This is a genomic window from Hamadaea sp. NPDC050747, from assembly GCF_040654195.1.
Lineage (GTDB): Bacteria > Actinomycetota > Actinomycetes > Mycobacteriales > Micromonosporaceae > Hamadaea.
On record NZ_JBFAHM010000006.1, the window covers coordinates 79,155 to 91,658 of the forward strand.

The 12,504-nt window shown below is 70.1% G+C and carries 12 protein-coding genes; 3 read left to right on the plus strand and 9 right to left on the minus strand.

All coding sequences use genetic code 11. From position 1 onward, the window contains the following. Positions 1 to 26: 26 nt before the first annotated feature. Positions 27 to 2,201 carry an elongation factor G-like protein EF-G2 gene (locus tag AB0H43_RS15235; protein ID WP_359999949.1) on the plus strand — a complete coding sequence of 725 codons (2,175 nt, stop codon included), beginning with the start codon at positions 27 to 29 and terminating at the stop codon, positions 2,199 to 2,201. A gap of 117 nt (positions 2,202 to 2,318) precedes the next feature. Here AB0H43_RS15235 and AB0H43_RS15240 read toward each other — a convergent pair whose 3' ends face one another. From AB0H43_RS15240 to thrS, 7 genes are all read right to left on the minus strand, one after another. Further along, positions 2,319 to 3,176, minus strand: a complete 858-nt coding sequence (locus AB0H43_RS15240; RefSeq protein WP_359999950.1) for an MFS transporter permease — start codon at positions 3,174 to 3,176, stop codon at positions 2,319 to 2,321. After that, on the minus strand, positions 3,173 to 3,613 hold the full coding sequence (locus AB0H43_RS15245) for a hypothetical protein (protein ID WP_359999951.1): 441 nt from the start codon (positions 3,611 to 3,613) through the stop codon (positions 3,173 to 3,175). Before AB0H43_RS15245 ends, AB0H43_RS15240 begins: the two co-directional genes overlap by 4 nt. Positions 3,614 to 3,670: 57 nt before the next feature. Next, entirely contained in the window at positions 3,671 to 4,105 is a 435-nt protein-coding gene (locus tag AB0H43_RS15250; protein ID WP_359999952.1) for a DCC1-like thiol-disulfide oxidoreductase family protein, read from the minus strand. A gap of 315 nt (positions 4,106 to 4,420) precedes the next feature. Next, positions 4,421 to 5,128: a VOC family protein gene (locus tag AB0H43_RS15255; protein ID WP_359999953.1), complete on the minus strand. Its 708-nt coding sequence runs from the start codon at positions 5,126 to 5,128 to the stop codon at positions 4,421 to 4,423. Positions 5,129 to 5,160: 32 nt separating this feature from the next. Next, positions 5,161 to 5,664, minus strand: coding sequence for an HIT domain-containing protein (locus tag AB0H43_RS15260; RefSeq protein WP_360000353.1), 504 nt, complete (start codon positions 5,662 to 5,664; stop codon positions 5,161 to 5,163). Between the two features lie 26 nt (positions 5,665 to 5,690). Continuing rightward, a complete protein-coding gene (locus tag AB0H43_RS15265) occupies positions 5,691 to 6,869 on the minus strand; it encodes a Gfo/Idh/MocA family oxidoreductase (protein WP_359999954.1) in 1,179 nt (392 codons plus the stop codon). A gap of 28 nt (positions 6,870 to 6,897) precedes the next feature. Next, complete coding sequence (gene thrS / locus AB0H43_RS15270) at positions 6,898 to 8,988, minus strand: threonine--tRNA ligase (RefSeq protein WP_359999955.1); 2,091 nt, start codon at positions 8,986 to 8,988, stop codon at positions 6,898 to 6,900. 184 nt (positions 8,989 to 9,172) lie between these two features. On the opposite strand from thrS, the gene AB0H43_RS15275 reads away from it, so the two are divergent. Then, positions 9,173 to 10,108, plus strand: a complete 936-nt coding sequence (locus AB0H43_RS15275; protein ID WP_359999956.1) for a serine hydrolase — start codon at positions 9,173 to 9,175, stop codon at positions 10,106 to 10,108. 2 nt (positions 10,109 to 10,110) lie between these two features. Here AB0H43_RS15275 and AB0H43_RS15280 read toward each other — a convergent pair whose 3' ends face one another. Beyond that, entirely contained in the window at positions 10,111 to 10,914 is an 804-nt protein-coding gene (locus AB0H43_RS15280) for a methyltransferase domain-containing protein (protein WP_359999957.1), read from the minus strand. A gap of 109 nt (positions 10,915 to 11,023) precedes the next feature. Between AB0H43_RS15280 and AB0H43_RS15285 the strand changes: the two genes are divergently transcribed. Further along, positions 11,024 to 11,497 (plus strand): type II toxin-antitoxin system PemK/MazF family toxin, encoded by a 474-nt coding sequence (locus AB0H43_RS15285; protein ID WP_359999958.1) that lies wholly within the window; start codon positions 11,024 to 11,026, stop codon positions 11,495 to 11,497. Here the strand turns inward: AB0H43_RS15285 and AB0H43_RS15290 are convergent. Next, positions 11,483 to 12,493 carry an adenosine deaminase gene (locus tag AB0H43_RS15290; protein ID WP_359999959.1) on the minus strand — a complete coding sequence of 337 codons (1,011 nt, stop codon included), beginning with the start codon at positions 12,491 to 12,493 and terminating at the stop codon, positions 11,483 to 11,485. The genes AB0H43_RS15285 and AB0H43_RS15290 overlap by 15 nt on opposite strands. Between the last annotated feature and the right edge of the window lie 11 nt (positions 12,494 to 12,504).

The window sequence follows — 12,504 nt, forward strand, 5'->3', positions numbered from 1 at the left end:
GACACACGCTATTCGAGGAGGTTGCGATGGCCCAGAAAACTGCGCCTGCCAAAGGCGCGGAGAAGGGGGTCGCCGGCGTCGTGCCGGCGGTGGAATCGCCCGTCAACGTACGCAACGTGGTGCTCGTCGGGCATTCCGGCACGGGCAAGACGACCCTGGTCGAGGCGCTGCTCGCCGCGACCGGGACGATCTCCCGGGAAGGCTCCGTCACCGACGGCACCACGGTGACCGACAACGACCCCGCCGCCGTCCGCCAGCAGCGCTCCGTCGCGCTCGGCTGCGCGCCGCTGCTGCACAACGGCGTCAAGGTCAACCTCCTCGACACCCCCGGGTACGCCGACTTCGTAGGCGAGCTGCGCGCGGGGCTACGCGCGGCCGACGCCGCCCTCTTCGTGGTGAGCGCCGTCGACGGCATGGACGCCGCGACCGTCGCGCTGTGGGAGGAGTGCGCCGCCGTCGGCATGCCGCGCGCGGTCGCCGTCACCCGGCTGGACCACCCGCGCGCCGACTTCGACGAGGTCGTGGCGCTGTGCGCCCGCGTCTTCGGCGACGGCGTCATCCCCCTCTACCTGCCCATGCACGGCGACGACGGCGAGAGCGTCGTAGGCCTCATCGGGCTGCTCACCCAGCGCGTGTTCGACTACACCGAGGGTTACCCCCCGGTCGTCCGCGACCCCGACCCGGAGCACCTGCCGGCCATCGAGGAGGCCCGCAACGAGCTGATCGAGGGGATCATCGCCGAGAGCGAGGACGAGACCCTGATGGACCGCTACCTCGGCGGCGAGGACATCGAGATCCAGACCCTGGTCGACGACCTGGAGAAGGCGGTCGCGCGCGGCCACTTCTACCCGGTCGTGCCGGTCAACTCCCCCACCGGCGTCGGTCTCGACGCCCTCCTGGAGCTGCTGACCAGCGCGTTCCCGACCCCGCTGGAGCATCCGCTGCCCGCGGTCACCTCGGTCGACGGCTCCCCGCAGGCCCCCTTGACGTGCGACCCGGAAGGCCCGCTGGTGGCCGAGGTGGTCAAGACGACGATCGACCCCTACGTCGGGCGGGTGTCGCTGGTCCGAGTCTTCTCCGGCACGCTGCGCCCGGAGATCGCCGTACACATCTCCGGCCACGGGCTGGCCGAGCGCGGCCACGCCGACCACGACACCGACGAACGCATCGCCCACATCTACTCGCCGCTCGGCGCCACCCTCCGGGAGGTGCCGTACGCCATCGCCGGCGACGTCTGCGCGATCACGAAGTCGACCGCCGCCGAGACCGGGGACACCATCTCGGCCAAGGACAACCCGCTGCTGGTCGAGGCGTGGGACATGCCGGAGCCGCTGCTGCCCGTCGCGGTCGTGCCGAAGACCCGCTCCGACGAGGACGCGCTGGCCAAGAACCTCGGGCGGCTCGCCGCCGGCGACCCGACGCTGCGGCTGGAACGCAACCCGGAGACGCATCAGCTCGTGCTGTGGTGCATGGGTGAGGCGCACGCCGACGTCGTCCTCGAACGCCTCCGCGCGGGCGGCGTCGAACTGAGCACCGAACCGGTAAAGGTCGCCCTGCGCGAGGCGTTCCTCGGCGAGGCGCAGGGCCACGGCCGGCACGTCAAGCAGTCCGGCGGGCACGGGCAGTACGCCGTCTGCGACATCGTCGTCGAACCACTGCCGCGTGGCTCCGGCATCGAATTCGCCGAACGAGTCGTCGGCGGGGCCGTGCCGCACAACTACATCCCGAGCGTGGAGAAAGGCGTACGCGCCCAAGTCGAAAAGGGGCTCGTCGCGGGCTACCCGGTGATCGACGTCCGGGTGACCCTGGTCGACGGCAAGGCGCACAGCGTCGACTCGTCCGACGCCGCCTTCCAGACCGCCGGTGCGATGGCACTCAAGGACGCCGCCGAGAAAGCCCAGATCTCGCTGCTGGAACCGGTCGACGACGTCGAGATCCGGGTGCCCGACACGTACGTGGGCGCGGTCATGAGCGACCTGTCCGGGCGGCGCGGCCGCGTCCTCGGCAGCGACGCCGACCCCGACCACGACGGCAAGACAGTCGTGCACGCCGAAGTCCCGGCGACCGAACTCGTCCGATACGCCATCGAACTCCGCGCGATGACCTCAGGCGCGGGCACCTTCCGCCGGTCGTTCGCCCGGTTCGAGCCGATGCCGTCGCACCTCGCCGACGTGGCCCGAAAGGAACACGCCTCCCGCTGACCCACCCGGCTCACCCGCCCGCCCGTCCCGTCGATCATGAACTTTCGGTCATGATCGACCGGCGCGTGGCGGCGGGCGCGGCGCGGCAAGACGCGGCGCGATGCGGGTCGCGGCGGGTCAGCCGGTCAGCGCCGGCTCCGCCACAGGCTCGGCGGGCGTATCCCGCTTGATCTTGCGGCGGAGCCAGTCGTAGGCCCGCTCCAGCGGCAGGAAGCTCAGCATCGCCACCAGGTGCGGCGCGAACGAGATCGTGATCGTGGCGATCGTCACGAGGTGGAACGAGTAGAAGAAGCCGACGACCCGCAGCCGCCACTTCTCGGGTACCACGAAGACCAGCGGGCTGAACAGCTCGAACAGCATGATGCCGATCTGCGCCCCGATGAGCAGGCCGGGGATCGGCGCGATCAGGTGCGCGAGGTCCGTGCCCCGGCGCAGGATCGCGCGCGCCAGCACGGACCCGGTCATCCACTCCGGACCGCCGTACCGGAGCTTCGCCCAGGACGCGAGGAAATAGGTCGCCACCACGCCCAGCTGCACCATGCGGAAGGCCCAGCCCGCGCGCTCGGAGGGCGTACGGTCGCCGAATCGCGCCGGGCCGCAGGTGGGCAGCACCGCGAGGGCCATGAGGTACGCGTACCGGTCGTGGTCGACCTTCCCGTAGCTCATCGCCACCAGCATCCAGGCGAAGTAGAGCCCGAACACGGTCCAGCCCAGCAGCCGCGGGAACCGGCCGGTCGCCGCCGCCAACGCCGTGACGAGCAGCGTCCAGAAGATCACCCAGACGATCACGGCCGTCGGCCGGGGCAGGTGCAGGAGCCGGGCGACCAGCAGCGGCTGGTACGACTCCGCGCTGGCGTGGGCGTGGCCGCGTACCCAGGGGGTGAAGATCACCAGATCGGCGGCGGCGAACAGGTAGACGATCGTGCGGAACAGCGCGACACGGGCCTTGGGGACCGGGGCGAACAGCCAGCTCATCGGGCCACCCGCCAATCGGCCAACACGTTGTCGGTCCACTTGCCGGTCGGCCGGCCGGAGTGGATCTCGTGCATCCGGTTCACGTAGCGGACTTCGACCAGCGGCGTCGCCTGCGGATTGCGCTTCTCGTACGCCTCCAGCACCTGCCGCAGCAGCGACGGATCGGCGGCGTACGCGTCCTGCGACGCCTCGACCTCGGCCCGGCGCAGGCCGGTGCGCTTCTCGTCGAGGAGGATAACGGTCCCGTCGGCGGTCACGCCTTCGATGCGGGGATCGGGCGCGGGCTCGTTCGGCGGGTTGACTCCGGCGTACATCCGGAACGGGCCGAACGGGAAGTCGTCATCGGAACCCCAGAGGGTTCCGCCTAGCAGCAGTGCGCAGACGACGGCGGTGATCACCACGCGGGTCGTGCGGGCGGTACGGGAAAGCGTGTCCATGGCGGACCGAAGCGTAGCCGGTCGGCGACGGCCGCTGCTGTCCCGACACGGACAGCGTTACCGGATCGCCGACACCTTCGCCAGTTTGCGCACCGGAGCGGGAGTGACCGGCGTGGCAGCCGGGTGGTCGACCGGCAGCGCGCAGGCGGCGGTGCCGCCCGGCATGTGGTGCCGGTTGCGAGCGACCAGCCGGTAGAGCGGCCACGCCGCGGCGCGGACCGGCGGCAGTGCGAGCACCCAACCGAACGGCTTCCAGAACAGGTTGCTCGACCGCAACAGCGCGCCGATCGCCTCCGGACCGGCCAGCGGCTCACGTCCCTCGGCCACCCACTGCACGGCCTGCTGCGCGGCCTGCTTGGAGACGCCCAGCTCCGCGAGGTCGGCACGCTGCCACGGCACGACGTCGGCCGATGTCGGGATCCACCGGTTCACGAAGTTCGCGCACAGGGTGCAGAAGGCGCAGTCACCGTCGAAGACGAAGGTCGGTCTCACGTTACCATCATCGCGCTTCCCGCCGTGCGTACGCGACCCCGCCACGTGTTCCGCTGATCACCCCGGGCCGCACCACCGCGCGCCCCGCGTTATCCGGGATAACGCGGTCTTGGCGCGCGGCGTGTGACGGCGCAGCCACGCACTATCCCGGATAACGCGGTCTTGGCGCGCCGCAAGGGGACGTTATCCCGGATAACGCGAGCCGGACGCGAGCCGGACGCGAGCCGGACGCGAGCCGGACGCGAGCCGGACGCGAGCCGGACGCGAGCCGGACGCGAGCCGGACGCGAGCCGGACGCGAGCCGGACGCGGAATGTCACCAAACGAGGCAGAACGGATGCCCCACCGGGTCGGCGAAGACGCGGAAGTCCTCGCCGCCGCCGGGCAGCCGCGTCGCGCCCAGCGCCAGCACCTGCCGTTCGGCTTCGTCCGCGTCGGCCACTTCGACGTCGAGGTGGTACTGCTGCGGGTACGCCGGATCCGGCCACTGCGGCGCGGTGTAGGACCCGACGTTCTGGAAGCAGACGGCGGGCTGGCCCTCGGCCGAGATCATGGCGCCCTCGGGACCCTCGTAGGTCGTCTTCATGCCGAGCAGTTCGGCGTAGAAACGCGCCAGCGTCGCCCCGTCCGGCGAGTCGATCATGAGGTCGGCCAGGCCGACGCCGTCCACGCCGTCTCGCTGGCAGAGGCAGAACGGGTGCCCGCTCGGGTCGGCGAAGACGGTGAAGGTCTCGCCGCCGCCGGGCAGCCGGGTCGCGCCCAGCTTCTCCGCCTTCTCGACGGCCGCCGGAAGGTCGGTCACGACCAGGTCGAGGTGCATCTGCTGGGGGTACGCCGGATCCGGCCACCGCGGCGCGACGAGGCCGGGGGCGAGCTGGAAGGCGACCTTCCACCCCTCCGGCGTCTTCGTGGTGATCCAGTCGTCGTCGGTGCGCACCACCTCGAAGCCGGCCAGGTCGCGGTAGAACGCGGAGAGCCCGACGACGTCGGGGGTGTCGATGACGATCTCGCTCAGTTTTCCCATCACGTCACCTGCATACCCGCGAGGTGTGACACTCACGCGGGCCAGGCGGCCGAGAGCAGGTCCCGGGTGTCGGTCAGCAGCTGCGGCAGCGTCTTCGTCCGCCCGATCACGGGCATGAAGTTCGCGTCGCCGCCCCAGCGCGGCACGATGTGCTGATGGAGGTGCCCGGCGATACCGGCCCCGGCCACGCCACCCTGGTTGATGCCCAGGTTGAAGCCGTGCGGCGAGGAGACCTTGCGGATCACGCGCATCGCGGTCTGGGTGAAGGCGGCCAGTTCGGCCGTTTCGGCCACATCGATGTCGGTGTAGTCGGCGACGTGCCGGTAAGGGCAGATCAGCAGGTGACCGGGGTTGTAGGGGAACCGGTTGAGAACGGCGTAGACGAGGTCGCCCCGGGCCACAACAAGCCCGTGGACGTCGTTGTCCGGGGCGACGCAGAACGGGCAGCCCACCGGCTCGGCCGACGAGTCCCCGCTCTGCACGTACGCCATCCGCCACGGGGTCCACAGCCGTTCGAGCCCGTCCGGCTCCCCCATCTGTTCCACGTGGACAGCCTATAAGCTCAGCGAACCTGAGCGTTGGCGTAGTACGCGGCCAGCGCCGGGTCCAGCGCCGGAACATCCTGCGGTACGCCGCCCGCCCGTAGCGACACGGTGGCCGACACCCCCGCCGCGACGCTCATCCGGGCCGCGACCGGGGATGTGTCGGTCGTTCCCCCGTCCCGGACGAACCGGCAGAACTCCGCCATGATGAGCGGATCGGCCCCACCGTGGAGCTGGGTCGCGCCCGGGATGTCGTGGACGGCGTCCGCGTCCGCGCGGTAGCCGGAGCGCTTGGAGTTCCACACCTTCACCACGCCGCCCGGGCCGTCGCCGAAGTTCTCCAGCCGCCCGGCGTCGCCGATCACGGTGTAGTTGCGCCAGTAGTCCGGCGTGAAATGACACTGCTGGTACGCCGCCAGCACCCCGTTGTCCAGCACCATGTTCACCAGCGACACGTCTTCGACGTCGATCTCGTGGTGCAGCCCGGACTGGGCCAGCGGCGGCCAGTGCTTCTCCGGGGCGTACCAGTCGTCGTGCTTCGGCTGGTCCGGCCCGAGGCGGTCGGTCACCCGGTTGTAGACGCGCAGGTCACCGAAGGCGCTCACGCGCTGGGCGTACCCGTTCGCCAGCCAGTGCAGCACGTCGATGTCGTGGGCGGCCTTCTGCAGCAGCAGGGAGGTCGTGTTCGCCCGCTGGGCGTGCCAGTCCTTGAAGTAGAAGTCGCCGCCGTGACCGACGAAGTGGCGTACCCAGATGGTCTGGACGGCGCCGATCTCCCCACGGGCGATGATGTCGCGCATCAGCCGGACCACGCCCATGTGCCGCATGTTGTGGCCGACGTAGAGCCGGGTGCCGGTGCGGTGCGCCGTCGCGAGGATGGCGTCGCACTCCTCGACCGTGATGCCCAGTGGCTTCTCCACGTACGCGGCCTTGCCCGCCTCGAGCACGTCGGTGGCCACGCGGAGGTGGGTGTGGTCGGGCGTCATGACGACGATGCCGTCGATGTCGGACCGGTCGAGCAGCGTGCGGTAGTCCGCGACGGTGTCGACCCCGTCGATCAGCGAAACGGCCGTCGCCAAGGCGGCGGGGTCGGTGTCCGCGACCGCCACCACCCGGGACCCCGAGCCCGGGTGATGCGCGGCGGTCGCGAGACTCTTCCGCAGGCCGAATCCGATGACTCCCAGCCGAACGTCTTCCATCCGGCCAAGATCACACACGGACCCGGAGCTAGTCAACCGGGGTGGCGGTGGGCGCGGTGTTGACCCGCGACCGGACGAACTCCTCCACGTGCAGGACGGCGTCCTGGATCGGCACGCCGTTGCGCTGGGATCCGTCGCGGTACCGGAACGAGACGGTGCCGTCGGCGACGTCCTGGTCTCCCGCGATCACCATGAACGGGATCTTCTGCCCCTGCGCGTTGCGGATCTTCTTCTGCATCCGGTCGTCCGACGCGTCGACCTCGGCCCGCAGGCCGCGCGCCTTCAGCTTCGTCACGAAGTCGTGCAGGTACGCGACGTGGTCCGGGCCATCGCCGGCGTCTGTCCGGATCGGGATGCCGATCACCTGCACGGGGGCGAGCCACGCCGGGAACGCGCCCGCGTAGTGCTCGGTGAGGACGCCGAAGAAGCGCTCGATCGAGCCGAACAACGCGCGGTGGATCATCACCGGGCGCTGGCGGGTTCCGTCGGCGGCCTGGTACTCCAGCCCGAACCGGGCCGGCTGGTTGAAGTCGACCTGGATCGTCGACATCTGCCAGGTACGCCCGATGGCGTCGCGCGCCTGCACGCTGATCTTCGGCCCGTAGAACGCCGCGCCGCCCGGGTCCGGCACCAACTCGAGGCCGGAGCTGCGGGCCGCGGTCTCCAGCGCCGCCGTGGCCTCCGCCCAGTCCTCGTCGGCCCCGATGAACTTCGGCGAGTCGTCCCGAGTGGACAATTCCAGGTAGAAGTCGTCGAGGCCGTAGTCACGCAGCAGGTTGAGGACGAAGTCCAGCAGCGCCGTCAGCTCGCCCGGCATCTGCTCCTTGGTGCAGTAGATGTGCGAGTCGTCCTGCGTCAGGCCGCGTACCCGGGTCAGGCCGTGGACCACACCCGACTTCTCGTAGCGGTACACCGTGCCGAACTCGAAGAAGCGCAGCGGCAGCTCCCGGTAGGACCGCCCGCGCGCCGAGAAGATCAGGTTGTGCATCGGGCAGTTCATGGCCTTGAGGTAGTACTCGGCGCCTTCGAGCTGCATCGGGGGGAACATGGTGTCGGCGTAGTACGGCAGGTGGCCGGAGGTCTCGAACAGCTGCGCCTTGGTGATGTGCGGCGTGTTCACGAACTCGTAGCCGGCCTCCTCGTGGCGCTGCCGCGAGTAGGCCTCCATCTCGCGGCGGATGATGCCGCCCTTCGGGTGGAAGACCGCTAGCCCCGACCCGATCTCGTCCGGGAAGGAGAACAGGTCGAGGTCCGCGCCGATCTTGCGGTGGTCGCGCTTGGCCGCCTCCTCCAAGAACGACAGGTACGCCTTCAGCGCATCCCGCGTCGGCCAAGCGGTGCCGTAGATCCGCTGCAGCTGCGGGTTCTTCTCGTCGCCCCGCCAGTACGCCGCGGCACTGCGCATGATCTTGAACGCGGCGATCAGGCGGGTGCTGGGCAGGTGCGGACCCCGGCACAGGTCGCCCCAGCACCGGTCGCCCGACTTGGGGTCGAAGTTCTCGTAGATCGTCAGCTCGCCGCCGCCGACCTCCATCACGTCGGGGCCTAGATCAGCACTGCCGATTCGCTGCGCCTCACTGCGTTCCTCTTGCGAATCAGCGGTATCGCCCTTGACGTCCACGAGCTCGAGCTTGAACGGCTCGTCCTTGAGCTCCGACTTGGCCTGCTCGAGGGAATCGAACCGGCGGCGCTTGAAGGTCTGGCCCTGCTTGATGATCTCCTGCGCCCGAGCCTCGATCTTGGCCAGGTCCTCCGGGTGGAACGGCTTGGGCACCTGGAAGTCGTAGTAGAAGCCGTTCTCGATGGGCGGGCCGATGCCGAGCTTGGCCTCGGGGAAGACGTCCTGAACGGCCTGGGCGACGACGTGGGCGGTGGAGTGCCGCAGCACGTTCAGGCCGTCCGGCGAGTCGATCGGGACCGCCTGCACCTCGACGTCGGTCGCCGGGGTCCAGTCGAGGTCCCGCAGGGTGCCCTCGGGGTCGCGGACGACGACGATCGCCTTCGGGCCGTGGGCCGGCAGTCCGGCGGCGGCCACCGCGGCGGCGGCCGTCGTCCCGGCGGCCACGGTGACGACGGCGTCTCCGCTGGGGCCTGCGGCGGGTGCGGGCGCTGCGCTCACGGTGTGCTCCTCGAGTAGGTGCGGATGCTTGTCAGAGGCGGACATTCCGGCCTGGGTCATGCTATCGCCACGTCCTCTCGGCGCCCGGCGCCGCCCCGGCCGCCGGCGTCACCGCCAGTGAGGTGCACCACCTTCGGGCCCTGCTGACAGGTTGCTCACAGGTTGCTGAGTCAAGGTCGATGACATGGAGGACACGACTCGCCGCCCCCAGCTGAGCCGTCGGCGTCTGATGGGCATCCTCGCCGGAGGCATCGCCGCGTCCGCGGTCGGCGGAGTCGGCATCTTCACCGCCCAGTCCGGAGGCAACGCCGCCGGCCCGTCCCCCGCCCTCGCCACGACGTCCTCCTCAGCCACCGCGACCGGCTCGTCCCCGGCCGTCTCGGCGAAGGTCGTCGATCCCGTCGTCCGCGTCCAGACCGACGCGGACACCTGGTACGCCTGGCAGTGGGTGAATCTGACGACCGGCGAGACCTACGGATCGGCCAACGCCGCAACGCAGACGAACAACACCGAGTCGATGATCAAGGCGTGGATCGGCGCCGACTACCTCGCCGGGATCGAGGCGTCCGGGCAGGCGCTCAGCGACGCCGACAAGACGCTGATCACCAAGATGATCAAGCAGTCCGACAACGCCGCCGCTCAGACGCTGTACCTGCGCCGGGGCGGCGACGAGGTGATCCAGCGGGCGATCGACGAATGCGGGCTCACCGGCACCACGATCACCGAGACCTGGTGGTCGAAGACCCAGATCACGGCGCTCGACGCAACCAGGATGATGCGCGAGATCCTGCGCCGGGCCGAGACGTCCGAGCCGGTGCGGTGGCTCGTCGACGACCTGATGCGCAACGTCGCCGACGACAACGCGTTCGGCATCGCCCAGGTGCTGGCCGAGACCGATCCGCAGGCCGACCCGGCGGTGAAGAACGGCTGGACCGACCATGCCGCCACCGGCCTCTGGAACCTGAACTGCCTGGCCGAGTGGGCCTCGACCGGCACCGGCGACCGGATCGTCCTGGCGATCCTGACCCGATACCCGCTCGACTTCGGCCAGGCGTACGGGGAGAAGGTGTGCCGTGAGGTCACCAGTCAGCTGCTCGCGCAGTTGACGAGCGACCTGTAGGCCTATCGCTGCCGGGGGACGGCCGCCGGGACCGGCTTGAGCCAGTAGTGGAAAGCACCCGGGCCGTCGGTGCCGTGATAGCGGCGGGCCGGTTCGTGGCGCACCACCTCGAAGCCCGATTCGGCGTAGATCTTCAGCATCATCTCGTTGTCGAGGACCAGCGGATGCATCTCGTCCGGCTGGTAGTGCATGTCGAAGGAGAGGAACGCCTCGCCGCCGTCCTTCAGATAGCCACGGATGTTGCGGATCGACTGGGCGATGTCGTAGCCGTGGTCGAGCGCGTTGATCGAGACCACCAGGTCGGCTCGGCCCGCCAGCTCGGGGACGAACTCCTCGCCCGGCACCGAGTAGACCTCCTGCGCCCGGTCGAGGTCGCACCATTCGACCTCGGCCCGGAATCGGTCGGCCAGCGGCTCCAGGACGAGCACCTCGGCCCCCTGGAACCACAGCGACCGCAAGCGTGAACCCGCCCCGACGTCGAGGATCGTCTTGCCCGCCCAACCTTCAGGGCTGAAGCCGGCCGCGCGCCAGTCGGTGTCGACCGCCGCCTGCCAGACATCATCCTGGCCGCGGAACCCGGCGTTTCCCTTGTGGAAGCTCAGCTCGCCCGACTGCGCGGCGCCCTGCCAGGCGTCCCGGTCGATCGTCGAGCGCAGCGGCGCCGCGGAACTGGTCCGAACAGATAGGGACTTCTCGATTCGCTCCAGCCGCTCGTTGATCTCTCGTAGTTGCTCCGACTGCCGCCGAGCCACGGCGCGCACCAGGTCGTCGCCGCGGAAACGCTTCAGGACATCGATGAAGCTCATTGGGGCACCCGTCTTCCGGACTGAGGGACGTCGCGAAATTACCAGGTTCTCCGCTTCCGGGCGAGGGCGTGAATCGAGAGCGCCGGAATCCGGCAGGTAGGGTCGCGCCATGATCTGGTGGGTCCTGCTGGCCGTCGTCCTCGTCGCCGTCGTCGTGATCGTCACGCGGACGAGGACGCAACCACGTCGGCCCTCGAAGCCGGGTCGAGCGCCGAAGCCGAGCCGTGGTCCGAAACCCGCCCCGCCGAAGCGTCCAGCCACCCCGGTCGCGGGGCCGCAACCGGGCGAAATCTGGTGGGCCGACGTCCCCTACGAGGACGGCAGCGGGCATAAGGTGCGGCCGTGCCTTGTACTCCGTGGCGACAACCGGCACCGCGAAGTCCTCAAGATCACCAGTCAGGACCAGTCGGACCGCAACGACCACGTCGTCATTCCCACGCGTACTTGGGATCCGGGTGCCGACCACGACAGCTGGCTGGATCTCACCGGCCCGATCCGGGTGCCGCTGGGCGGCTTCCAGGACCGGGCCGGGACGCTCGACGCGAAGATCTGGCAGAAGGTACGCCGCCTACACGGCGTGTGAGTAGGCCTCGATCTCGCCCAGCAGCGCGGACTTGTCCGCCTCCGACGCGAACGACTGGCGTACCGCCGCCCGGGCCAGGTCGGCGACGCCGCGCTCGTCCAGTCCGAGCAGCTCGGCGGCGACGGCGTATTCCTTGTTGAGCCAGGTGGAGAACATCGGCGGGTCGTCGGTGTTGATGCTCAGCTGCACGCCGGCCGCGACGAGCTGCGGCAACGGGTGCTCCTCGAGCGAGGCCACCGCCCGGGTGCAGACGTTCGACGTCGGGCAGACCTCGAGCGGAATTCCATGCTCGGCCAGGTACGCCACCAGCTCCGGGTCCTGCACCGCGCGGATGCCGTGCCCGATCCGCTCCGCGCCGAGGTCGTGGATGGCGTCCCACATGCTCTGGGCGTCACTCGTCTCCCCCGCGTGCGGGACCGAGTGGAGTCCGGCCGCGCGGGCGGCGTCGAAGTACGGCTTGAACTGCGGCCGGGGCACGCCGATCTCCGGTCCGCCGAGGCCGAAGCTGATCAGCCCGTCGGGCCGCTGGTCGAGGGCGATCCGCAGGGTGTTCTCAGCCGCCTCCAGGCCGGCCTCGCCGGGGATGTCGAACACCCAGCGCAGCTGGAGGCCGAGGTCCCGGGCGGCGGTCACCCGGACGTCCTCGATCGCCTCGCAGAACGCCTCGGCGGGGATCCCCCGGCGGACGCTCGACCATGGAGTGACGGTCAGCTCGGCGTACCGGACGTTCTGGCCGGCCAGGTCGGCGGCGATCCCGGCGGTCAGCGTACGCACGTCCTCGGCGTCGCGGATCAGGTCGACGACGCTCAGGTAGACCTGTACGAAGTGGGCGAAGTCGGTGAACGTGAAGTACTCGGCGAGTTTGTCGGCGTCGGCCGGCACCGGTGAGGTGCCCTCGTGCCGGGCGGCCAGCGCCGCCACGGTCTGCGGCGACGCGGATCCGACATGGTGCACGTGCAGCTCGGCCTTGGGCAGACCGGCGATGAACTCCTGCATCGAGTGATCAT